A 23060-nucleotide genomic window follows, 5' to 3' on the forward strand; every position below is an offset into this window, starting at 1 on the left:
TATAGAATGGGATTAATGGATTCATTATTTGGTAAATCAACTCAAAGCAGTGATTTTCCATGGGTAGCTTTACAGAATGAGGCGCAAATAGCTGAACTTGAACTTGAAAGTCAGACTTCTCTGGTGGTTGTTTTTAAACATTCCACAAGATGTGGAATTAGTAGAAGTGTGTTAAACCGCTTTGAACGTGCATACGATCACTCTTTGCAAGGAATAACCTTTTACTATTTAGACATTCTAGCTCATCGCTCCATCTCTAATGCCTTAGCGGAGCGTTATGAGGTGTGGCATGAGAGCCCACAATTACTTGCCATACGAAATGCTACAGTGGTTTCTCATAGTTCTCATTATGATATAGAGGCAGCCAATTTACAAGCTTTGATTCCAACTAGGTAAAGGAATCTAACCTTCCTCACGTATGGCGGATTTAATTTTGGCAATCATGGTAGAGGTGAGTTCCTCGACTTCATGAATTTCTGCCGCATGTTCAGATGCGATACGGATTATTTCATTTTCGGTTTTTGCATGGATGATACCATCACAATCAAATCCAAGATCCCGGCATAAGAGCATTTTTCCCATGATATTCGGTTTTTTGGTTTCTCCCATAAAGATACAAAAATGAAAAATGCTTCCCAAGTCTGTAGGTTGATAATTGGCTGAAAACTTAGCGGTTTAATTCCCAAAGGGAGCCGTATCAAAATTGTATCTTTGAAAGGTAATACGATTTTATATGAATACCCGAGAACAACAACTTCAAGCCTTTGGACGATTATTAGATATCATGGATGATTTAAGGACGAAATGTCCATGGGATAAAAAACAGACGATGCAATCTCTAAGGCATCTTACCATTGAAGAAACCTATGAGTTGGGTGATGCTATTTTGGATAATGATCTTCAGGAAATTAAAAAGGAGCTAGGGGATGTATTGCTTCATATCGTATTTTATTCTAAAATAGGAAGCGAAACAGGGGATTTTGACATCGCCGATGTGGCCAATGCTATTTGTGATAAATTAATTGATAGGCATCCTCATATTTATGGTGATGTAGTGGTAGCAGACGAGGAGGAGGTGAAAAAGAATTGGGAAAAGCTAAAACTTAAAGAAGGGAAAAAAAGTGTCCTTGAAGGGGTTCCCAAAAGTCTTCCAGCGCTGGTTAAGGCCAGTCGTATTCAGGATAAGGTGGCCGGAGTCGGTTTTGATTGGGAACAGCCAGAACAGGTTTTTGAAAAAGTAAAGGAGGAATTAAGTGAGTTGCAAGAGGAAGTTTCTAAAGGAGATACAGATGCTATTGAGGCCGAGTTTGGAGACGTTCTATTTAGTATGATTAATTATGCTCGATTTTTAAAGGTAAATCCAGAGGATGCCTTAGAGCGAACTAATAAGAAGTTTATTAAACGATTCCAGTATTTGGAATCCAAAGCGCAGGAATCTCATAAACAGCTAAAGGATATGACCCTGGCGGAGATGGATGTGTTTTGGGAGGAAGCTAAAAAAATGCAATAGACTTAGTGTATATACAACAAAAAAGCCTCCAAGGGAGGCTTTTTCTATGAATTTAGATTTCTAATTTCTTTTAGTTTCGCTTTCCAAATTTCCAGTGATTCTTTGTGCTTATCTATATTGCTAATTACTTCTTTCAAAAGCGGATTGTCATCACTGACATTGGTAAAAAACTGCATATTGTTTTCAAGTTGTCGAATCTCAGCCTTTACTTCGTCAATTTTACGACGGATAAAGATGATTTCATTATCAATCGAATGTTCATTATCTGAATTGGCAAGTTTCTCTAGCTTATTACCGTATTTGATCAGCTCGATTTCTTGTTTATCCAGATTCAGTTTTTTGTACAGCGCATCTAGTATTTTATGAAACTTAGCATCAATGTTTCTTTTATTAAACGGAACACGTCCTAGTCTTTTCCAATCCTCCCCTAATTTTTTTAGCGCTTCAATATCGGCTTCTTGATTTCCGGAAAGCGTAAATTCTCTAAGGTTATCCAGGAAGGATTTCTTCCCTTCTAAGGCCTGATTTTCCTCTTTGTTCGATTCATTTTTAGAAGCATGTAGACGATCGAAATAGTGGTTGCAAGCCTTTTTAAAGTCGTTCCAAACCTTATCAGAATGTCTTCTAGGAACATGGCCTACTTGTTTCCACTCCTCTTGAATACGCTTCATAATAGGGGTAGAATGAGCCCAGTCAGTATTGTCTTGCAAAGACTGCGCAGTAGCCACTAGCGCTAGTTTTTTGTCTAAATTATCCTGCTGTTCTTTTTTAAGCTCCTTATAGAAGTTATTCTTACGGTTGTTAAACAGACGAACAGCTTCCTTAAATACCTTCCAGGTATCTTCGTTTACACGAGTTGGGACTTTTCCAGCCTTGAAAAATGCCTCACGCAAGTCTTCAATATCCTTGATGTTTTTCTGCCATTGACTATGGCTGGTAGTCGTTTGATTGGCTATGGCTTTAATTTTTTCAATGATGTCGGTTTTTACCTCAAGATTTTTTTCATACACCACATCTAGGTTTTTGAAATGTTCTTGACGACGATCATGAATGGTTTTTGTAGCCGCACTGAATCGTTCCCATATTTCTTCGCGATGCTCACGATCAACAGGGCCGATATCTTCTTTCCAAATTTTGTGGAGTAGCTGTAATTCTCTGAACGCTTTATTTACATCCAGCTCATTGGCTAGGGTTTCCGCTTTCTCTATAATTTTTAGTTTTTCCTCAAGATTATGTTTGAAATCTAAATCGCGAAGGTCCCTATTAAGGTCTAAGAAATCATAGAATATCTCTACATGGTGATGATAAGTACGCCAAACATCATTATACTGCATACGAGGGATAGGTCCCGCTACTCTCCACTGATCTTGTAACTCTTTAAAATGCTTATAGGTGATGTTGATATCTTCTTCAACATTAATAAGCCCTTTGAGTTCTTCGATAATTTCAAGACGCTTCTGTAAATTCGCATGAAGGGTTTGGTCTAGTTTTTTATAATACGCATTTCTACGATCTTTGTAGCTACTATAAAGTTCATTGAATTTGCTTTTTTCAGGAACGTGGTAGTAGAAGTCAATTTCATTTCCTCCATCAGCAAGAAAGTCTTCTTTCTTTTCCTCAATCAGGTCGTTATACTTTAAATCAAACTCATAACGTATAGCATCCACATGGGTTTTAATGGCCTGTACTTTTTCTTTTTCAAGAAGTTTTTCCAGTTCATCAACTAACGCATCCATGTTCATTGAATGGTAATCAAGCAATGGAATACTGTGTCGTTCCTTATTGTCTTCATCCTCAGCATCCTCGGCGTTCTCATTGTCAATTTCTTCCAATGCGGTATGGTTACTGTCGATTTCCGAAGTGGTTATTTCTGTATCATTTTCAGTAACTACGGCCTCAGTATTCTCATTAGATTCAGTTACAGGTTGTGTGGTTTGATCAATTTCCTGTTCGCGCAGGTTGTCTTCTTTTTCTTCCAACATTATTCAAAATGTTTAAGGGTTCACGTTTGTACGCATGAAAGATACTAACAAGTCAGCAATTTGCAAAGAAAAATAGTCGATTGCATTGAAAATAGGTAGTTCATCGACCAATGACACTTATGAATTCCAAATTTCCCAAGCCTTTTCCGCTTGTAGTTGTAGCATTTTACTTCCATTTACTGTAATAGCTCCTTTAAGAGCCCCTTCCTTAAGAAAAGCAGTTTGCTCAGGATTGTATATTAGGTCATACAATAAGTGTTTGGTTGTCACAAATGAATAGGGAAGTTCCGGCTTATCTGTAATGTTTGGATAGGTGCCCACTGGGCTGCAATTTATGATCACCGTGTTTTGAGCCATGACCTCGGAAGATAAGCAGTCGTAGGTGAGGGTGTCGGGGCTTTTGGTTCTTGAGACCAAGGTGGGTGTTATTCCAAGTTGTAACAGTGCATAAAGAACTGCCTTGGAGGCGCCACCTGTACCTAAAATCAAAGCATGGGTGTGATGTGGTTGTAAGTGCGGCTCTAAGGAAGCCATAAAGCCGTAGTAGTCGGTGTTATAGCCTATGAGTCCTTCAGGGGTTATTTTGATGGTATTGACAGCTCCAATGGCCTTGGCGGTTTGGTCCAAGGAGGTAAGAAATGGAATGATCAGTTCTTTGTATGGAATGGTTACATTAAGACCAATCAATGTAGGATTTTGTGTAATAACATCAGGGAACTCTTCAATGGATTGAATATCAAAATTAGTGTAGTGATGCCCTGTAAGCTGTAACTTTTGAAATTTATCACTAAAATATCCTCTTGAAAAAGAGTATGATATATTTCTTCCTACCAGTCCAAAAAGATGGGTGCTATTTTCGTGTACGTTGTCCATACCAATCCAGTGCTAAAACAATAAAGATTCCAAAGATAACAAAACCTAACGCAAGCCATGTTTCATTATTATGTAGCTCAGGTAGGTAGCGGGTATAGTTTTCAATGATTTTTTCTCCATTAGAATCCAATAGGAATTCCCCTGTGGCATCTTGACTGTATATGGTTTTTTTCCATGGCCATACCACCCCCAATGAGCCTGATATAAATCCAATAATTACCGCTGTTGTTATGTTTTTAAAATGTTTTAGAACATAGGACAGTACATGGGATAATGTAACAAGTCCCGTGGCTGATCCTGCTGTAAATGAAGCTAATATGGCGAGCATATTCATGCGTTTTTGATTTTCTATAAAACCAAAATCTCCTCTAAAAAGTTCAGCCATGGTATCGTATAAGGCATTTACCGAATCCACCAGTAGCAGCACATAATTTCCAAGTAGAATAAGAATAAATGAACCGGATAAACCCGGAAGTGTCATTCCGGAAACACTGATAATTCCACAGAAAAACACAAAGAAAAGATTGTTATTTTCTTTGGCAGGACTTAAAAAACTAATAGAAATACCAACGGCTATCCCAATTATAAAGGCAATAATTGTTTTTCTGTTCCAATGATTAAAATCCTTGGAAATATAATAGACTGAGCCAATGATCATTCCGAAAAAAGTCGCCCAGACAAACAGCTCCTTTTTAGCGATAAAGTAGTCTAGTAATTTAGAGACACTAAAGTAACTAAACAACATACCAGCCAGCAGTAATGATAAAAAGCGCCCATTGATATATCTGTAAAAACTTTTATATCGTCCGTTGATTAACAGTTTGAAGGCCTTTGCGTTTATTTTTTGGAGTGAATAAATGAATTCTTCATAAAATCCAGCGACAAAAGCAACAATTCCTCCCGATACTCCCGGTACTTTATTGGCAGCACCCATAGCCAATCCTTTGATAAATAAAAATACTTTATCCTGAAGGGTACGGGTCGCTTCCATTGCTTATTCAGATTTTGTAGCTAATTTTTCTAAAAAGAATATAGTCAAAAAGCCGATAAACATCAGTATAACAGCCCAAAGTAATTGAGATTCCCCTTCAAAAGTCAAGGGAGATATACTTTCTTGTAGTAAGGGATGTGCTTCGCCATGAGAGTCAGTATACCAGCTAAGGGTTTTTTTCCAAGGCCAGATTTTATTTAAAGATCCTAGGATAAAACCGGTAAGAACCGCTAGTGTGATGGATTTATAGTGATGAAACATCCATTTTAGTAATCGAGAAAAGCTTAAAAGTCCAAAAATAGCACCAAGCCCTACCACGCCAATAATTGTGAAGTTTTTTTCGTCTACGGCTGTTAAAACGGTTTTATAGGCCCCTAGAAGTACTAGAATAAAGGCTCCTGAGATTCCAGGGAGTATCATGGCACAGATAGCTAGGGCACCAGCCAAGAATAGGAAAAGGAGGTTTCCAGATTGGCTCATTGGCGGTAGTGTAGTAATGTAGTAGGCACCGACAGCTCCAATAACAAGAGCAATTACATAACTTAGTTTCCATTGTTTGATTTCTTTGGCTACAAAAACAACACTAGCTAGCACCAGCCCGAAAAAGAACGACCATAATAGAATTGGTTCATTCTCTAGTAGCCATTTTATACCCTTGGCAAGGGATACAATACTAATAAAAACTCCTAAGAGTAATGCCAGTAGAAAATTACCATTGGCCTTTTTCCAAGCTGCCGAAATCCCGTCCTTTCGCAAGGTCTTTACCAACGAAAAATTAACGTTGTTTATGGTCTCGATAAGTTCCTCATAGATGCCCGAAATAAAGGCGATAGTTCCTCCTGATACTCCGGGAACCACATCGGCGGCTCCCATAGCCATTCCTTTTAACGTAATAAAGGCGTAGTCTGTAAGTTTTCTCTGCATAAAATGACTATTCTTGCTGGACAAAAATAGTTAAAATTAAGCGGATGCGTTTTTAAATTCTGTTATAATATTCTTAACACTTAATCGATTGTACACCGAGGGGAAATGTTTTTCCAAAATATAGGCTTGTTTTGGGTTGTTACGCAGTGCGTTACGCAGGTGATAACTGCCTTTTGCACCATCAGAAACCAGGTAGTACAATGCCGCTAATCTCACTTCTAAAACAGCCTCTTCCGGGTAGAACTCAAGACCCTGTAATAATGTTAAAATAGCTGAATCATATTCTCCTAAATGAGTAAGCACATCGGTCCATGAAATCCAGGTATCCAACTCGTAATTTCCCAACTCAATTGTTTTTTGATAGGCAATATCTGACTCTTCAAAAAACTGAAGTTGTTTGTTGATTTCCGCACTTCGTTTCCAATACAATACATTTTCTTCATCTATTTGTATGGCCTTATTAATATAGTAAAGTGCTTTTTCAAAATTTTCTTGACGGTAATAGAAGTCCGTAATCGCTATCCATCCTTTATCGAGTAGGGGATCTTCATGAACGGTTTTGTAATAAAACTGTTTGGCAAGTTCATTATTACCTAGTTTTTCATGACATTTTCCGATACGAAGATAGGCAAAGGATGTAGGGTCTTCCAGCCCCAGGGTGATTTCATAATTCTCGATGGCTTCATTATAGCGTTTAAGTTTTTCGAGAACTTTTCCCTTTTCAAAATAAGCGCCTATGAACCGATCATCAGATATGATAGCAAAATCAAAACTAGCCAAGGCTTCTTTATACATGGATTTGATAAAGAATTGCTTGCCAAGCTGATGCCATGCTACCTCGCAGTAGGGATTGGATTCTAAGTACTGGTTTAGAAAATCTATCGCCTCATCGTGTTCTTCCAGGTATTCAAAGCAGTAAATGGCATTATACAGCGATGCATAGTCCTCAGGCTCCTCCTCTAAACATTTGATAAAATTCACTTTGGCCGAGGCGTAGTCGTCCATAAATAAATATTCCATGCCGATAAGGGCATGAATATCCGTGGTATCGTCGGTAAGAGAAAGCGCAATATTTAAAAGGTGTATAGCTTGTGAATGCTCATCCTTTTTAGAGTAAATATTAGCCTTTTGGATATAGATTTCTTCATTTGAAGATTCAATTTCCAATAATTCATCTAGCAATTTTTCGGCTACTTCCAGCTGGTTTTCGAAAACCATTATTTCTATTTGAAGCAATTTCAACTCAATAGACGAGGGATGCTGACCTAGCCCAATTTGTATGGCTTTTTTGGCTTTGCTTACTTTTCCTTCATCCAAATAATGATGTGTAATATTTTCAAATTCGGTGGCATCGAAGAAATACACATCATTGGTTTTCAGCATGGATTCAAATCGTGCTATAGGGAACTCTTCATCTTCATGTGAACTAAATGGCATAGGCGATGCTTTTTAAGGTTCTTGTTATTAAAATTACGTTTTGAAAGCAATGATACTAGGAAAACAGGGGGTTTCTTATTAACAAATTAGTTAACAGCTTTCTGCTCCCATTTATGTAAAAGAGAAACGATCAGCTCACAACCTTTCTTGATTTCTTCTTCGCTCAGAGTCAAGGGAGGAGATATACGAATGGCTTTAGGTTCAAATAGCAACCAAAAAAGGATTAACCCTTCCTTCATAGCTTCTAAAACGACAAAGTTGGTTATTTCTTCTGAAGGAGTCATGGCAGCTAGCATCAATCCTTTACCTCTAACCTCAGTAATTAACGGATGTACCAGGTATTTTCTAAACAGCGCTTCCTTTTCAAGAGCCTGAGCCATTAAGGAGGTTTCTGTTACTTCCTGTAGTGTGGCAAGAGCCGCAGCAGCAATTACGGGATGTCCTCCAAAAGTGGTGATATGTCCCAGTTTGGGTCCGTGGGTCAGAAGTTGCATGTATTCCTTTTTAGCGGTAAAGGCTCCAATGGGCATTCCGCCACCCATACCTTTGCCCATTACCAGAATGTCAGGCACTACATCGTAGTTCTGAAATCCGAATAGCTTTCCGGTGCGACCAAATCCGGGCTGAATTTCATCAATGATTAGCAGTGCACCCACTTCTTCACAACGTTTTTTTACCTTGGAAAGGTAGCCATTAGCCGGTTCAATAAAACCTGCGCCACCCTGAATACTCTCTAGAATCACACCTGCTGTGCGATGGGTAATTTTTTGTATATCTTCTTCCTTATTGAATTCAATAAAATCTACATCCGGAAGTAGGGGACGATAGGCTTGTTTACGTTGCTCATAGCCCATTACACTCATAGATCCCTGGGTATTCCCATGATAGGCATTCTTAGCAGAAATAAGTTGTGTGCGACCCGTAACTCTTTTAGCTAGTTTTAAGGCTCCTTCGGTAGCTTCTGTACCCGAGTTTACCAAATAGGTGGTTTCTAAAGGCTGGGGTAAGTGTTGGGCCAATAATTTAGAAAGTAAAACAGCCGGCTCTTGTACATACTCCCCATACACCATTACATGCATGTATTTTTCAGCTTGGTCTTTGATGGCCTTAACGACTTTTGGGTGGCTATGTCCAAGAGTACAGGCTGAAACACCCGCTACAAAATCAAGATAGGCCTTGCCATCGGTGGTATAAATATAGCTACCCTTGGCATGAGATACTTCTAATGCGAGGGGATAGGGAGAGGTTTGGGCCTGGTATTGTAAAAAGTCATTTTTGAGATTCATAAAACAGGAAATTATACTGTTAAAGATGAATGGTAATTTAATTTAATGTGCTAGGCAACTACTGCTATGCAGACTTATTCTTTGCTTGGTACTTGCTTTTTTGCAGTATTGGTAGATGGTTTGTTGGGGTCTACTTTAGGTATGATTCCTTGACGTTGCTGTTCTTCGGTATCAATATCAATAGGGTTGTCTATTCCACGTATTTTAACTAATTCAATGGCAAGGTCATCCTGGTCAAAGAGATCCTCTTTTGAACGAATACGCTCCTCCCCATACCATACAAAACCAAGCAATCTTCGAGCATTGGTTGGGAGATCTTCCTCTGGGGTTATCTCACCATCAGCATCTTGGATAAAGGTTATTTCTTCTATTTTCTGATCCTTGTCAAAGGTAATATTAATCGCACTACAAATGGTTTTATTAATACCCGTAAGTACATTACTATCGTCATAAATATGATAGATTACTTCCGTATTTTGGACAATGTCAACTTCGTAAAGACGATTATCTCTAAACTTTCCATACAGGTTTTTTCCTTTGGTTTGATTATACCCATCACCGAGGGTGTCTTTTTCTATAATAAAAGCGTTGTTAATAACCTTAAGGGAATCTAATTTTTCAGTTTCTAGGTTAGAGATCAGATGAATACTGTCACCGGTCATTTGGTTTTCACCACTCCATAGGATGGGACGTTTAATAAGCTGGGTAATTCCAGTTTTTTGGGAGGAATGTATAGAGTCGCATTTACCGCTTAAATCAGATTTGTAAAAGCGAGCATTATTAAAGGCACGTATTACTCGTTCTCCTTCCTTGCCGGTTACCATGAGCTTGTCTCCATGGATAAACATAGAATCATTATCTACAAGACTAATGGCCACTGCTTTTTTGGTAACAAACATAGAATCCTGTGCTTTCCAGACTTCGGCGTAGTGCCCTTGTACAATACCGTTATTCACCGTATCTAAAATATGGATGTTGTTGGTAGAGGCAGCAAATTGTTTTTGTTTATCAAAAAACACACTATCTCCTTTGATGATTTTCTGGTCATAGTCAATACGGGTATTTTTAACCCCATATCCTTGTTCTATTTTGGTGTCGTAAAATCCACGTTCACAATACATCACATAATCTTCTCCAATAATGGTGGTGGGGCCATAGAGATAGGCGTTTCGGCTGTCTGTATAGTAATCGAGTTCTTGTGAAGAAACATTAAATTCTGGATTGGTTATGATGACTTCTGAAACAAACTGGTATTTTTTGGGTTCTAGCAGGTAACGACCTCTTTGACTAGTAAGTACATTATCTTGATCAGTTACCGTACCAAAACTGTTATAAAATACTTCTTGTATGTTTCTGTCAAAAAATAATTCTTCAGTAGTTAGTGTGGTAGTTTCATTTCGAAGTGACACCTTTTCTCGGGCAACAGCCTGTTTTGTATTTCCATTGTATTCAATATACGCACTGTTCATTTTAATGGAGTCACCCTGTTGAAGGTATACATCTCCAAAGGCTTTGACAACATTTTGTTCCTGGTAGTATATGGCCATGTTACACCAAACATCTATTCCTTGATGTTGGAATTGAACTTGTTGGCCGTCACTGCTAAAAATAGAAGCGCCAGGGTACTTTAATTCGTTTTTAGAAAAGGTACCTCCATAAATAATGTCTATTTTTCTTTTCTCTTGAGCATGTATAGTTAACATGCAAAAGAATGCAATAACGAATGTATATCTGAATAGTGCGTTCAAGGGCTATTTTAAAAAAATTATGTCAAAAGTACAGCTTTTTACGAAACCTGATTTTTAATTAAAAGCTAACGGCATCTTTTTGTGAAAATTTTAGGTATATATCACTTGAATCCAGAGGTTTGTCAAACTTATTTTGCTCAATCCGTATCTTTTTTACTTTTTCAAAGTAAAACCGATGGGTGTTCCAATGAAAGGGTTTAAAATCCGTATTTGTTTGAATCAAATTATTTTTAAATACCAGGTCTGAAACTGATTTGGCATACAATATTGGTTTGTCAAAGGTGTGAAAGGTGTTATCTTCAATGGTAATACCCGAGTGGAAATACTTTTCTTGATTTTCTAAATCCGGTATTTCCGGGTAGATAGATATAATGGCATTGGTGAATTGGTACTGGGAGGTAAGCGCGTTTATAAAGGTGTTATTTTTTATTAGTACCTCCTTACAGGCGCCGGTTTCATACCAGCCATTACTATCTCCGCAAAGTAGAATTGCGGTTCCATGGGTGTGATCAAAGAGGTTATCAGCGCATACTACCTTTTTGGGTGTGCTAAACAATGCACCCCGGGCCCGGTTATTTTGTATGGTATTATGATTGAAAATCACCTCAGGAGTCCAACTGAGGTTTTCAATGCCCCAATGGCTATCATCCCCAATATGTGAGGCTAATGGTGTTGAAAAACTAATGATAAATTCTTTAGCGCCATGATTGGTTTGTGAATCTGCTGGAGTAATCGATTTGATAGTGTTTCGGGCATGCTCATACTCCATAGTCTTCGATCGTATAAACTGTACTTCATCTCCGGATTCACCCCAAAAGAATCCCCATGCCTGTGGATGCATATAAGCGGCTTTTACCGTTTGATTGTCAATTCGCTCCATTATTTTTAAATACGTTCCATGCACATTGATGGCATCATCAGCCATTCCTTCATAGAAACCATATTCAGATTTTATCAGACCTCGGCAACCCGAAAAGTGGGTGGCGTCTGCCTGGGTGGTAAAGTAACGATCACTTCCTTCTTTTAAACGAACAGCGAATTTGTTAAGGGTGATGTTTTCACTGGTTTGGGCAATCAGTCCCATACCTTCGGCATAATGCACAGTGACATTATCTAAAAAGGTGTCTTGGCAATAGTCAATAAAGATGCCTGGGGTTGGTCGGTGATAGGTTCTAAGGGCAATACGCTGCCCAACACTTACATTTTTAAGGTAAGACCAATCTGTTATTTTAAAATGGTTTGGAGACTGTTCTGCAATACTTGAGGAGCTGAATTCAACATCGCTAAAGCGATAGGCTAATCTTTTATCCTCATTAAAAACCATAGAGGTATAAGGTGTTAGCGTGTAACCAAGGCCCGTAAAGACCAGTTTATTATTTTCTACTTTATAATGATCCTTAGGGGAAAGTTCTGCGATGGCATACTCCCTTAAAGAATCTACCTGTTTTATGGTTAATTGCCTTATTTGAGGTAATTCAAAATCTATGGAGAAATTTTGCAAGCGGATGTTTGAACAGTTTTTTAATACAAAAGGAATCATGCGTCCGTGGAAGAGGAGTTGACTTCCTTGTCCATCAATGGTTACATTGTGAAGATCTTCCAGGTAAAAGGCGACCTTTTTTGGATTATCTTGATCGTGATTGGAGATGTATAATTCTTTTTCGAAGGCCTTATCGGGATAGAAATGATAGGTGTCTTTTGGAAGTTTGATTACTACAGCTTGCTTTGAAGTAGTTGATTTAAAATTATCCAGCAATGATTTTACAACGGGACTCCAGTCTTTATCTGAAGAAGAAGTAGTTGTGGGATCTTCCAGAGTGATGGTATGAGGGGTGGTGTTTCTACAGGAGTTTGATACGGTTACAATTAAAAGTAGGCTAAGGAAATAATTCATGAAAATTAAGGTGATTTTAGATGGTGTAATGGGGTAAGAAACAAAACCCTTTTGCTTGGAAACAAAAGGGTTTGATGTATTATCTGAAGATGGTCTGAGTACGGTCAGGACCTACGGAAACCATTTTGATAGGCACTTCCAGTGCATTTTCTAAGAATTCGATATATTCAATTAATTCTTTAGGCAGCTGATCAACACTGGTAAGCTTGGTAAGGTCTTGTTCCCAGCCCTTAAGCTCTGTGTATACAGGTGTTACATTTTCTGCTTCTATATTGTAAGGTAAGTGTTGAATGATCTCTCCTTTGTAATTATATGCGGTACATACTTTTAGTTTAGAAAATCCACTAAGTACATCACCTTTCATCATGATGAGTTGGGTAACCCCGTTGATTTGTACGGCATATTTTAGAGCTACTAAATCTAACCAACCACAACGACGTTTACGACCGGTGGTAGCACCAAATTCATTTCCTACACGTCCCATGGTTTCACCGTCCTCGTCAAAAAGTTCAGTAGGGAAAGGACCACTACCTACACGGGTTGTATATGCTTTAAATATACCGATCACATCGGCAATTTTGTTAGGGGCAATTCCAAGTCCAGTACACGCTCCGGCAGCGGTTGTGTTGGATGAAGTTACAAATGGATAGGTTCCAAAATCAATATCTAATAGTGAACCTTGAGCTCCTTCAGCCAAAATGGTTTTACCTTCTTTTTGTGCTTGAAAAATATATTCTTCACTATCGATAAAAGTGAGTTTTTTAAGGGCTTCTATAGCCGCAAAGAAATCATTTTCCAATTCCGCCAAATCATACTGAATATCCACATCATGGAAGTGAATCATGGCTTCATGTTTATCAGCCAAAGTACGGTAGCGTTCTTTAAAATCTTCCAATTCAATATCACCTACACGAAGACCGTTTCTTCCTGTTTTATCCATGTAGGTTGGTCCGATACCCTTTAGGGTTGAACCGATTTTAGCTTTCCCTTTAGAAGCCTCAGAAGCGGCATCTAATAGGCGGTGAGTTGGCAAAATAAGGTGCGCTTTTCTTGAAATTAGAAGCGTAGATTTGATATCGATATCAAATTTTTGAAGATTCTCAATTTCTTTTTGAAAGATGATAGGATCTATCACCACGCCATTACCTACGATGTTAACCGCATTTTTATGAAAAATTCCGGAAGGAATGGTATGAAGCACGTGCTTTATTCCATCAAATTCCAGTGTGTGACCTGCATTTGGTCCACCTTGAAAACGCGCAATAATATCGTAGTTTTTGGTAAGGACGTCCACGATTTTACCTTTTCCTTCGTCCCCCCATTGAAGTCCTAGTAGTAAGTCTACTGCCATGTTGTTGTCTTTATGTCTGTTTAGTTTGTTGTTTCTGAAGATGATGGTTCTGTATTTCGGGTTCCATAGAAATACAGCGAGTGATTTTGAATTTTGATATTGAACACTTCCTCTATGGTTTTTTTGATCGATTGAATGCGTGGATCACAAAACTCCATAACTTCTCCGGTATCGGTTAAAATAACGTGGTCGTGTTGTTTGTCAAAATATGATTTCTCGTAATGGGCTTGATTATGTCCAAACTGATGTTTGCGCACAAGACCACATTCTAATAACAATTCTATAGTGTTATAGAGTGTTGCACGGCTAACCCTGTAGTTCTTATTCTTCATTTTGATATATAACGATTCTATGTCAAAATGTTCTTCACTATCGTAAATTTCCTGGATAATAGCGTAGCGCTCAGGTGTTTTTCTATGTCCGTTTTCCTCCAAAAATTTGGTAAAGACATTTTTTACGATTTCTTGATTTTTTTCGCGGGTCATTCCAGTACAACTTGGTATTAAGCTACAAAAATAGTGTTTATAATTAAATTCGAGTTACTTTCTCGATACCATTCACTTTTTTTAGATTTTCAATTAACTTTTTTAAGATGGTATTGTTCTTCACAACCACTGTAATCTTGCCAGAAAACACGCCACCATCGGTCTCAAAATTAAGGTTACGCATATTCACATGCATATTATTGGATATCACTTTGGTTACCTCACTTACCAATCCCATATTGTCCAGACCTGCTAAACTTATCACGGCCGTATATTCCTGCTGACTGGAGTCAATCCATTTAGCTTGAATAATACGGTAGGCATAGTTGGATTGCATGGAAATAGCATTAGGACAATCTTTTTTATGCACTTTTATTCCTTCATTGATGGTTATAAAACCAAATACGTCATCTCCAGGTATAGGATTGCAACAATTAGCAAGTTTGTAATTGAGTTTTTCTTCCTCTTTTCCGAAGACCAAAAGATCGTATTTTGAAGTGATTTCGTCCTTGTGGATGTCTTCAGGGGCTTGCTGTTTTTTACCAATACGATTTTTAAAGAAATTTATAAATGTATTGCTACGGCTGGCAGCAAAATCTTTAAGCATCTGGTTGTCAATAGAACCAATGCCCACTCTAAAGAAAAGATCAAGGCTGGTTTTTAATTTAAAGAAAACCACCAAATCGTTTACGATCTTTTCATTTAGTGTGATTTTTAATTGCTTAAGTTTGCGACGAAGCAGTTCTTTGCCTTCTTCTGCCACCTCTTTTTTCTCCTCACGCATGGATGATTTTATCCGTGCCCGTGCCCGTGCAGTTTTAGCGTAATCAAGCCAGCTGGCATTAGGTTTGGCGTGTTCGGAGGTGATAATTTCAACCTGATCACCACTTTTTAGTTCGTAACTAAGAGGAACCAGTTTGCTATTTACTTTGGCACCACGGGTATGCATGCCTACTTCTGTATGTATATGAAAGGCAAAATCTAAGGGAGTGGCACCTTTAGGTAATGATTTTAAGTCTCCGGTAGGAGTGAATACAAAAATCTCTTTAGAATAGAGGTTCAGTTTGAATTCTTCCACAAAATCAACAGCGCTTCCATCGGCATTTTCCAGCGCTTCTTGCAATCGGTTCAGCCAGATATCTATTCCTTGTTCTTTTTGATCTCCATGCTTGTATTTAAAGTGAGCTGCATATCCCTTTTCAGCAATTTCATGCATACGTTCACTGCGTATCTGAACTTCAACCCATTTCCCTTTTGGTCCCATCACCGTAATGTGTAGGGCCTCATATCCAGTTGATTTTGGAGAAGAAATCCAATCTCGTAAACGCACCGGGTTAGGGCGAAAGTGATCGGTTACAATGGAATAAATTTTCCAAGCGAGGAATTTTTCATTGGCAGCGTCACTCTTGTAAATAATACGAATGGCAAATTTGTCATATACTTCATCATAGCTGACATTTTGCGCTAACATTTTCTTGCGGATGGAAAAGATGGACTTTGGACGACCCTTGATGGTATATTCCAGGCTTTCTTTGTCTAAGGAATCTTTGATGATTTGTGTAAAGTCACGTATATATTCCTTTTGTTCTTCTTTACTGTCCTCAATCTTGCTTAGAATATCGTTGTATACCGCTGGCTCCGTATATTTGAGCCCTAGGTCTTCCAGTTCCGATTTTATATTATACAGACCAATTCGGTGGGCGAGTGGTGCATAGATATAAAGTGTTTCAGAGGCTATTTTAAGCTGTTTGTGTTCCGGCATAGAACCCATGGTCTGCATATTGTGCAAGCGGTCAGCTATCTTTATGATAATTACCCGCACATCATCATTCATGGTGAGGAGCATTTTACGGAAATTTTCAGCTTGAAGGGAAACATCCTTTTCTTTACTTAAACTGGAAATTTTTGTAAGTCCTTCCACAATTTTAGCCACTGTTGTTCCAAATTTTTGCTCCATATCGTCATAGGTGAAGATCGTGTCTTCAATCACATCATGAAGCAAGGCAGCAGCTATGGAGGTCGCATCCAAACCAATTTCAGAAGCAACTATTTTTGCTACAGCAATGGGGTGAAAGATATAGGCTTCGCCACTTTTTCTGCGTTGATCTTTATGGGCTTCAACTGCGGTATCAAATGCTAGTCGAATTAGTTTTTTATCCTCATCGGTAAGCATTTGATAACTAATACGAAGAAGTTCTTTGTATTCCTTTGCTATCGCTTTATTTTCTTTTTCAATATCTATGGTAGTCATATCTTAAATGTAGTGCAAAGTTTTTTATCACACAAGTACTCTTATCGCCAAAACAATCCTATTAATGGCTTTTGGAAGGGACACTAATATTACCCCTTGTGAAGGTTGTTTACCCGTTGTAATAAAGTAGGGTGTGAATAATTTACCCACACATAAAATGGATGAGGGGTGAGGTTGCTTAAGTGATTTTTGGATAGTTTTTTCAAAGCCGTAATCAGGGGTGTTTCTGAAAAGGTCTTTTTAGCATAGGCATCAGCCTGGTATTCAAACGTTCTGGAAAGCCCATTCATTAAAAGGCCGGTAAGCTCAGAGATGGGACTATACAGTATGCCAAAGGTAATAAGACCAGCATGAAAGCTCGGTATTGCCACTCCTATGGCTTGTGAAAAAGCAGGAATAGATATACACAGGGAAAGCAACCAAAGGGTAACCCCTGTAATAAGGAGCGAACTAAGAAGGTTGTAAATAATGTGACGATGCTTGTAATGGCCTACTTCATGGGCTAGGACAGCAACAATCTCATCAGTAGTAAGATCCTTTATTAGAGTATCAAATAAGGTAATTCGTTTTGTATTACCTATTCCTGAAAAATACGCATTGGCTTTAGTGGATCTTTTAGAACCATCAATGACATAAATGTTTTCCAATTCAAAACCAATCGTACGCGCATACTGAGTAATGGCGGATTTAAGTTCTCCTTCCTCTAAAGGAGTTTGTTTATTAAATAACGGAACAATCCATTGACTGTAAAAGGTATTTAGTAGTAGGGTGAAAAGGGCCATTATAGCCCACGCATATAACCAGAAATGTGTTCCTGCCCATTGGTAAAAGGCCATGATAATGGTAAGAAGTACCCCGGCCAAAAGACCACCAATAAGTAGTCCTTTTACCTTGTCCATAAAGAATAGCGCCCGACTACTTTTGTTAAATCCAAACTGGCTTTCTATGGTGAAGGTTCTGTAGTAGTCAAAAGGTAGCTGCAATAGACTGCTAGCTCCCATAACTATGGCAAAAAATAGAAGTGCAATAACAGTGGGATGTGAAGTGAAACTTCTGGCCAATTCATCTGCCCAGGTGAATCCTCCTAAAAGTAAAAAGAGGAGGGTAGTTACTAATGAAAAAGAAGATGAAATAAGGCCAAATCGATAGCTTACCATTTTGTAGTCTTGTGATTTTAGATAGGCCTCTTGGTCATATACATCACCTAGGACTTCCGGTATGGGATCTTTAAATCGTTTAGCGTTAAGGTAGTCTAGCCAAGTGTCTATTAGAAATTGGGCAACCAGTATGGTGATAATAATTGGAAGTAGCATAAGGTATAGGATTAGGATTGAAACCCACGTTGACGTTTGGCTTCAAAAGTGATAATGGCGGCAGCTACTGATACATTCATAGAGTCGATAGCACCTTGCATAGGAATGATTATATTTTGGGTTGAATGTTCTAGCCAGGTCTCACTTAGACCAGTAGCTTCTGTGCCCACCACAATAGCAGAGGCCTGGGTAAAATCCACTGAGTGATAAGGAACAGATGCAGAGAGCGCTGCGCAATAGGTAGCGATTTCCTGCTGTTTCAGCCATGAAATAATTTCTTGGGTAGTACCTGTTGCTATTTGATTGGTAAAAACACAGCCCACACTAGATCGTATGATATTTGGATTGTACAGGTCCGTAAGGGGGTTGGCAATAATTACGGCATCCAGAGCAGCCGCATCAGCTGTTCGCAATAAAGCACCAATATTTCCTGGTTTTTCAGGCGCTTCAGCAATTAAAATCAATGGGTTTTTCTTGTTGAAACTCAAGGAAGATAGCCCCTGAGTTTTTGCATTAGCAATAGCGATAACACCTTCGGTAGTGGTTCTATAGGCTATTTTTTGATACACTTCTGTGGAAATGAAAATAACTTCCGTTGACGGGCTCACTGTAGTTAATAGTTTACTGCGATGCGCATCTGTACAAATATCAGGAGCAATACATAAGGTCTCAATGGAATAGCCTCCTTGTAATGCGAGTGATATTTCACGGACCCCTTCAATCACAAAAAGATTGTTTTTTCTGCGTTCACGTGATTTTTCAGTAAGCTGAACAAGCTGTTTGATCAATGGATTTTGAGTACTGCTAATTTCTTTTGTCATAGCTGCAAAAATAACAAATATGGCTCAGTTTTTAGTATTGTTTTTACTACAGTAGCTACCCGTAATTCCGAATTAATTTGCGAAGGGATTAAATTGATAGGCCCCGGCATCGACGGTGGGTAAACGTGGGTATCCTTTGATGTCAGTAGGTGTTTCCAAGGCAATTTCACTGCTGCCGATTCCTCTAGCCATGGATGTTTCTCTTAGTGAAAAATCATGCTTCTCAGGGACATTAAAGTCTGTATCTAGGTTTCTAATGAGCTGGTTGTATAGACTACTGTTAGAGAAATCATACAGAGGATTCGATGAGTAAAACCCAGAAATGTCATTGAAGGCCAGAAGGCAATGGTCTAATTTAAAATTAAAAGCGGCTGAACTATTTTTTTCCAGTAACATCTCTATCGGATTTGTTCCGTCAATAATACAATTGCGAAAATCGGCTTTTTCCAGCGGTACAGAGATGGTATTCTGGTCTTCAGCAGTTTGGTAGTTGTCTAATAAAACGGCAGGCAGATTTCTAAAACTCTTATTCCAGTAGTTGGCAAAAGTGCAGTGGGTAAATTGGTAACTACCTCCCAGATGGCCGTAAAAGGAAATTTGTCCGGCGTTTCCGAAGATGGAGTTTACCGCCTCCAATCGGGCGCTCAGGCCATACAGTCCAATGGTCCCACTGTTGTGAATTTGAACCCTGGAGAGATAAAAATCAGTAGTAGTGCTGTTGGTATTACTTTCAGCCAAAAGCCCTACCGTTGCATTTTTAATGGTTAAATTGGTAAGCTGAGCCGTACTTCCGGCACTAAGCCATATGGTTCCCCATTGACCAGGTATATCCGTGTAACCAGGTTCAAGTCGATCTCCTTCAAACAGGACCTCATTTTCCATTTCGTCAGATAAGGTACTGAGAGCCCCATTAACTTCTAATCTTCCTTGATGACCAATGAGAAGTCCAGAAGAATTGTGAAAATGAACACGGGTTCCTGGGTCCATTACAAGAGTTTTACCTTCTGAAACAGCCGCATATCCATAAATAACATATGGTCTTTCATTGGTGAAATGAAGTTCTTCATCCTCTAAGGTGAATCCTTCAATACGGATTTCTTCTCCATCTTGGTCCAGACCTAAAAGGATACTTTCAATAGTACCATCCTCATATTTCTGTGGGTACAGAAAAATAGCATCTTTAATAAGGGTTACTAAAGCCACTTCCTGCAGATAATCTCCCGAATCAAATTGGATGGCGTCTGTGTATAAAAACTCAGTAGCGTTTTGAGCATACTCTTCAATTGCTACGGTGGTTTCTATAAAGATAAATAAACTGTCTTTGGCAAGAAGTTCTACATTTTCAAAGGAGTTTCCAGTTCTTCCATCTACACTAAGTCTATACTGGGATTGGGTTCCGTTTTTAAGCTGTATAATGGGAATGGCAATATCTGTCTTACTTTTATTGTACACTTTTAGCGTATAAGTACTAGAGCCTATATTGGTAAAAACAGTATCTAAGTAGACCGTATCTCTGGAAAATGATAAATTACCAGTACTAGGGGCAAATGAAAAATCATTACGACAACCGCTTAGGATACCAATGGTGAGTATGATGATTATTATGCCAATATGCCTACTCATAAACCTGAAGATATCAATTGTGAAAGAGTTGATAAATGGATTGGGGAATACGCGCAGGACGTTTGGTCTCCGCTTGTAATAAACACCAATTAGTAGTGGCTTTAACTACTAATTTACCTGATGGCACATGAAACATTTCTACGATACGTACAGAGGTGACACCTTCGGATTTCTCCACATAGGTTTTTAATTCAATTACATCACCAAGCACCGCTGAATGTTTATATTCTATATAATGGGAGAGCACTACCCATAGATATTCCTGTTGAAGCGCTTCTGGGGCTAGGGATTGCCAGTGTGCCTTTGCTATTTCTTGTACCCAAAACAAGTAACGAACATTGTTTACATGTTCCAGCTCATCTAAATCTTCAAAGCTTACACTTATGCGTTGGGTGAAGGTTGTCATTTACTTTTTATGAAAGGTTACCTCAAAGAGTTTGTCCCAGTTTTTACCGGTTATAAAAAATGTCTTTCGCTCTGGATGATAGGCGATACCATTTAGAACATCGATATACGGATGTTGCGTTACCTTTTCTTTTAATCCACGGCAATCTATGACACCTACAATAGCGCCATTCTTCGGGTTAATAATCATAATGCCATCCTTACCATAGGTGTTGGCATAAATAAGCCCATCAACCCACTCAAGTTCATTGGCTCTTGAAAATAAAGCCTTATTGCTGGCTAGTTGTATATACTCCTTCTCTTCAAGAGTGTTGGCATCCAGGGTCCATATTTTTTCTGTACCATCACTTTTGTAGAATTGAGTGCCATCTGTACATAGTCCCCAACCTTCACGACTTTGTTGGTAAGAGAATTGCCCAGTCTTTTCCAAGGTATGGAGATCATAAATGAAACCTACATTTTCTTCCCAGGTTAGTTGGTAAATACGATTGTTTAAAATAGTAATTCCTTCTCCAAAGTAAATGTCTGATAACTTGGTTTCCTTTAGTATTTCCCCGGTACGATAGTCCACTTTTCGCAAGGCTGATTTGCCTCGTTGTCCAATACTCTCATACAAGGTATCATTTAAAAATTCCAATCCTTGGGTATAGGCATTACGATCGTGTGGGTATTCTTTAAGGATGGTATAGGTATACACCTCAGGCGCCTTTTCGGCGAAGATTTCTATGGGGTGGGTAATGGATTCTGAAGTACCGTCATAGACAAAGGAGGCTTTTAATTGTTGTTTTCCCAGTTTTACATGTTGTAATACCACCGTTTTTCCATCACTAGGTAATACCGTACCGTCAATACTGTATTCTACCTTGGACAATAGCGAAGAATTAGGGGTTTTAAGAGCTGGAATTAGGGTGTCATTTTCTTGAAAAGATTTCTTTTTGCCTTCAATTTGAAGTGAAAAATGAGAGGAGGTTCCTTTGTTGGAACCATTACATGAAAATAAAATTATTGCTAGAATTGTGATTGCTAATGAATTAACTAGACGCATGATATTTTGAATGTTTATGGCAAGGTATCAATTTTAATTAAGATGGTAAAATGGTTGCTAAAAATTAAAAAGATTGTATCTTTGCATCGGCAAGTCCTACACGACCAGCTCCTGCAGAATCCTCCAGGGCGGGAACGCAGCAAAGGTATGTGGTTGTAGCGGTGCGATGTAGGTAGCTTGCCATTTTTTATTCCCTTTTGTTTCTACTTTTTTGAACTTCAGCAACTTTTCTTTCCAGATTTCTTGATAACTATTTTTGTTGTTTCTTTGCTGTAAATTCACAACTATGTCTAAAGTAATTCTTGTTACCGGAGGATCATCCGGAATAGGCAAGTCAATAGGAGATTACCTTACTGAAAAAGGCTATACTGTTTTTGGTTCCAGTAGAAATCCTTCCCGCACAACCCAAAGTTCTTTTCCGTTAGTAGCTTTGGATGTTACCGATGAAAACTCGATACAACAGTGTGTAGAAGAGGTGGTTTTTAAAGCAGGTAAAATAGATGTATTGATTAATAATGCAGGGGTTGGTATCACTGGGCCAATAGAAGAAACACCTGAACATGAGATTCACAAAGCATTTCAAACCAATTTATATGGTCCTATAGCTATGATTAAAGCGGTATTGCCGCATATGAGAAAACAGCGCAATGGACTAATTATTAATGTGACTTCTATAGCCGGGTATATGGGACTGCCGTATCGCGGGATTTATTCCGCAACCAAAGGGGCCTTGGAATTGGTCACGGAGGCCATGCGTATGGAAGTAAAGGATTTTGGCGTTAAAATGACCAATGTGGCGCCTGGTGATTTTGCGACCAATATTGCAGCAGGCCGTTATCATGCACCATTACTTGAAAACTCCCCATACAATGCACCTTACGGACAAACACTTTCCTTAATGAATGACCATGTTGATCAGGGAGGTGATCCTATTAAAATGGCTCAAAAAGTGCATGAAATAATTGAAACATCCAATCCGCGAATTCATTATAAAGTGGGTGCTTTTATGCAGAAGTTTTCCATTGTACTCAAGCGTTTGCTACCCGATAAAATGTATGAAAAGCTACTTAGCAATCATTATAAATTGTAGCTTTGCAAAGAAATTCACATTTTCATAAAAA

Annotated in this window: 20 protein-coding genes and 1 other RNA gene; 4 read left to right on the forward strand and 17 right to left on the reverse strand. The window is 38.6% G+C overall.

What is annotated here, in order from left to right:
• Positions 1-15: 15 nt before the first annotated feature.
• Positions 16-396 (forward strand): bacillithiol system redox-active protein YtxJ, encoded by a 381-nt coding sequence (gene ytxJ / locus PT603_RS02715; RefSeq protein WP_162097718.1) that lies wholly within the window; start codon positions 16-18, stop codon positions 394-396.
• Between the two features lie 6 nt (positions 397-402).
• On the opposite strand, the gene PT603_RS02720 is transcribed toward ytxJ, so the two are convergent.
• On the reverse strand, positions 403-582 hold the full coding sequence (locus tag PT603_RS02720; protein WP_155805596.1) for a DUF1059 domain-containing protein: 180 nt from the start codon (positions 580-582) through the stop codon (positions 403-405).
• Positions 583-733: 151 nt separating this feature from the next.
• Here PT603_RS02720 and mazG point away from each other — a divergent pair, with 151 nt between their 5' ends.
• Positions 734-1510: a nucleoside triphosphate pyrophosphohydrolase gene (gene mazG / locus PT603_RS02725; protein ID WP_008238747.1), complete on the forward strand. Its 777-nt coding sequence runs from the start codon at positions 734-736 to the stop codon at positions 1508-1510.
• A gap of 44 nt (positions 1511-1554) precedes the next feature.
• Here the strand turns inward: mazG and PT603_RS02730 are convergent, their stop codons facing one another.
• The 16 genes from PT603_RS02730 to PT603_RS02805 all read right to left on the reverse strand — a co-directional run bounded on the left by PT603_RS02730 (position 1555) and on the right by PT603_RS02805 (position 21939).
• A complete protein-coding gene (locus tag PT603_RS02730) occupies positions 1555-3492 on the reverse strand; it encodes a DUF349 domain-containing protein (protein WP_008238750.1) in 1938 nt (645 codons plus the stop codon).
• A 117-nt stretch (positions 3493-3609) separates the two neighbouring features.
• Positions 3610-4365 carry a shikimate dehydrogenase family protein gene (locus PT603_RS02735; RefSeq protein WP_008238752.1) on the reverse strand — a complete coding sequence of 252 codons (756 nt, stop codon included), beginning with the start codon at positions 4363-4365 and terminating at the stop codon, positions 3610-3612.
• Positions 4343-5356 carry a DUF368 domain-containing protein gene (locus tag PT603_RS02740; protein ID WP_008238755.1) on the reverse strand — a complete coding sequence of 338 codons (1014 nt, stop codon included), beginning with the start codon at positions 5354-5356 and terminating at the stop codon, positions 4343-4345. The genes PT603_RS02735 and PT603_RS02740 overlap by 23 nt, the downstream gene beginning before the upstream one ends.
• Positions 5357-5359: 3 nt before the next feature.
• Complete coding sequence (locus PT603_RS02745; protein WP_008238757.1) at positions 5360-6280, reverse strand: polyprenyl-phosphate transporter; 921 nt, start codon at positions 6278-6280, stop codon at positions 5360-5362.
• Between the two features lie 36 nt (positions 6281-6316).
• Complete coding sequence (locus PT603_RS02750; protein WP_008238758.1) at positions 6317-7717, reverse strand: tetratricopeptide repeat protein; 1401 nt, start codon at positions 7715-7717, stop codon at positions 6317-6319.
• A gap of 86 nt (positions 7718-7803) precedes the next feature.
• Positions 7804-9003, reverse strand: a complete 1200-nt coding sequence (locus PT603_RS02755) for an aspartate aminotransferase family protein (RefSeq protein ID WP_008238760.1) — start codon at positions 9001-9003, stop codon at positions 7804-7806.
• Positions 9004-9077: 74 nt separating this feature from the next.
• Complete coding sequence (locus PT603_RS02760; protein ID WP_008238762.1) at positions 9078-10706, reverse strand: OstA-like protein; 1629 nt, start codon at positions 10704-10706, stop codon at positions 9078-9080.
• 103 nt (positions 10707-10809) lie between these two features.
• Positions 10810-12645, reverse strand: a complete 1836-nt coding sequence (locus PT603_RS02765) for an alpha-1,3-galactosidase-related protein (RefSeq protein WP_008238763.1) — start codon at positions 12643-12645, stop codon at positions 10810-10812.
• Positions 12646-12724: 79 nt separating this feature from the next.
• A complete protein-coding gene (locus PT603_RS02770; RefSeq protein WP_008238765.1) occupies positions 12725-13996 on the reverse strand; it encodes an adenylosuccinate synthase in 1272 nt (423 codons plus the stop codon).
• A gap of 20 nt (positions 13997-14016) precedes the next feature.
• Positions 14017-14481 carry a Fur family transcriptional regulator gene (locus PT603_RS02775; protein WP_008238767.1) on the reverse strand — a complete coding sequence of 155 codons (465 nt, stop codon included), beginning with the start codon at positions 14479-14481 and terminating at the stop codon, positions 14017-14019.
• 43 nt (positions 14482-14524) lie between these two features.
• Positions 14525-16732 carry a RelA/SpoT family protein gene (locus PT603_RS02780; RefSeq protein ID WP_008238769.1) on the reverse strand — a complete coding sequence of 736 codons (2208 nt, stop codon included), beginning with the start codon at positions 16730-16732 and terminating at the stop codon, positions 14525-14527.
• 89 nt (positions 16733-16821) lie between these two features.
• A complete protein-coding gene (locus PT603_RS02785) occupies positions 16822-18045 on the reverse strand; it encodes a M48 family metallopeptidase (RefSeq protein WP_008238773.1) in 1224 nt (407 codons plus the stop codon).
• 11 nt (positions 18046-18056) lie between these two features.
• Positions 18057-18866, reverse strand: coding sequence for a TrmH family RNA methyltransferase (locus PT603_RS02790; RefSeq protein WP_008238775.1), 810 nt, complete (start codon positions 18864-18866; stop codon positions 18057-18059).
• Between the two features lie 72 nt (positions 18867-18938).
• Positions 18939-20489 (reverse strand): hypothetical protein, encoded by a 1551-nt coding sequence (locus PT603_RS02795; RefSeq protein WP_040488657.1) that lies wholly within the window; start codon positions 20487-20489, stop codon positions 18939-18941.
• A gap of 13 nt (positions 20490-20502) precedes the next feature.
• Positions 20503-20895, reverse strand: a complete 393-nt coding sequence (locus tag PT603_RS02800; RefSeq protein WP_008238778.1) for an acyl-CoA thioesterase — start codon at positions 20893-20895, stop codon at positions 20503-20505.
• Positions 20896-21939 carry a glutaminyl-peptide cyclotransferase gene (locus PT603_RS02805; RefSeq protein ID WP_008238779.1) on the reverse strand — a complete coding sequence of 348 codons (1044 nt, stop codon included), beginning with the start codon at positions 21937-21939 and terminating at the stop codon, positions 20896-20898.
• Positions 21940-22026: 87 nt separating this feature from the next.
• On the opposite strand from PT603_RS02805, the gene ffs reads away from it, so the two are divergent.
• Positions 22027-22125, forward strand: an RNA gene (gene ffs / locus PT603_RS02810) — signal recognition particle sRNA small type.
• A gap of 100 nt (positions 22126-22225) precedes the next feature.
• Entirely contained in the window at positions 22226-23029 is an 804-nt protein-coding gene (locus PT603_RS02815; protein WP_008238781.1) for an SDR family oxidoreductase, read from the forward strand.
• Positions 23030-23060: the final 31 nt, after the last annotated feature.

The organism is Imtechella halotolerans (genome assembly GCF_028743515.2).
In the GTDB taxonomy this organism is placed as follows: Bacteria; Bacteroidota; Bacteroidia; order Flavobacteriales; family Flavobacteriaceae; genus Imtechella; species Imtechella halotolerans.

Excerpts from the sequence above, each read along its gene's own strand:
- PT603_RS02790 (WP_008238775.1), bottom strand. The coding sequence starts at position 18,866 with ATGACAAAAGAAATTAGCAGTACTCAAAATCCATTGATCAAACAGCTT.
- PT603_RS02780 (WP_008238769.1), bottom strand. The coding sequence starts at position 16,732 with ATGACTACCATAGATATTGAAAAAGAAAATAAAGCGATAGCAAAGGAA.
- PT603_RS02730 (WP_008238750.1), bottom strand. The coding sequence starts at position 3,492 with ATGTTGGAAGAAAAAGAAGACAACCTGCGCGAACAGGAAATTGATCAA.
- PT603_RS02800 (WP_008238778.1), bottom strand. The coding sequence starts at position 20,895 with ATGACAACCTTCACCCAACGCATAAGTGTAAGCTTTGAAGATTTAGAT.
- PT603_RS02745 (WP_008238757.1), bottom strand. The coding sequence starts at position 6,280 with ATGCAGAGAAAACTTACAGACTACGCCTTTATTACGTTAAAAGGAATG.
- mazG (WP_008238747.1), top strand. The coding sequence starts at position 734 with ATGAATACCCGAGAACAACAACTTCAAGCCTTTGGACGATTATTAGAT.
- PT603_RS02815 (WP_008238781.1), top strand. The coding sequence starts at position 22,226 with ATGTCTAAAGTAATTCTTGTTACCGGAGGATCATCCGGAATAGGCAAG.
- PT603_RS02805 (WP_008238779.1), bottom strand. The coding sequence starts at position 21,939 with ATGCGTCTAGTTAATTCATTAGCAATCACAATTCTAGCAATAATTTTA.
- PT603_RS02770 (WP_008238765.1), bottom strand. The coding sequence starts at position 13,996 with ATGGCAGTAGACTTACTACTAGGACTTCAATGGGGGGACGAAGGAAAA.
- PT603_RS02750 (WP_008238758.1), bottom strand. The coding sequence starts at position 7,717 with ATGCCATTTAGTTCACATGAAGATGAAGAGTTCCCTATAGCACGATTT.
- PT603_RS02775 (WP_008238767.1), bottom strand. The coding sequence starts at position 14,481 with ATGACCCGCGAAAAAAATCAAGAAATCGTAAAAAATGTCTTTACCAAA.
- PT603_RS02765 (WP_008238763.1), bottom strand. The coding sequence starts at position 12,645 with ATGAATTATTTCCTTAGCCTACTTTTAATTGTAACCGTATCAAACTCC.
- ytxJ (WP_162097718.1), top strand. The coding sequence starts at position 16 with ATGGATTCATTATTTGGTAAATCAACTCAAAGCAGTGATTTTCCATGG.
- PT603_RS02755 (WP_008238760.1), bottom strand. The coding sequence starts at position 9,003 with ATGAATCTCAAAAATGACTTTTTACAATACCAGGCCCAAACCTCTCCC.
- PT603_RS02720 (WP_155805596.1), bottom strand. The coding sequence starts at position 582 with ATGGGAAAAATGCTCTTATGCCGGGATCTTGGATTTGATTGTGATGGT.
- PT603_RS02735 (WP_008238752.1), bottom strand. The coding sequence starts at position 4,365 with ATGGACAACGTACACGAAAATAGCACCCATCTTTTTGGACTGGTAGGA.
- PT603_RS02795 (WP_040488657.1), bottom strand. The coding sequence starts at position 20,489 with ATGAGTAGGCATATTGGCATAATAATCATCATACTCACCATTGGTATC.
- PT603_RS02760 (WP_008238762.1), bottom strand. The coding sequence starts at position 10,706 with ATGTTAACTATACATGCTCAAGAGAAAAGAAAAATAGACATTATTTAT.
- PT603_RS02740 (WP_008238755.1), bottom strand. The coding sequence starts at position 5,356 with ATGGAAGCGACCCGTACCCTTCAGGATAAAGTATTTTTATTTATCAAA.
- PT603_RS02785 (WP_008238773.1), bottom strand. The coding sequence starts at position 18,045 with ATGCTACTTCCAATTATTATCACCATACTGGTTGCCCAATTTCTAATA.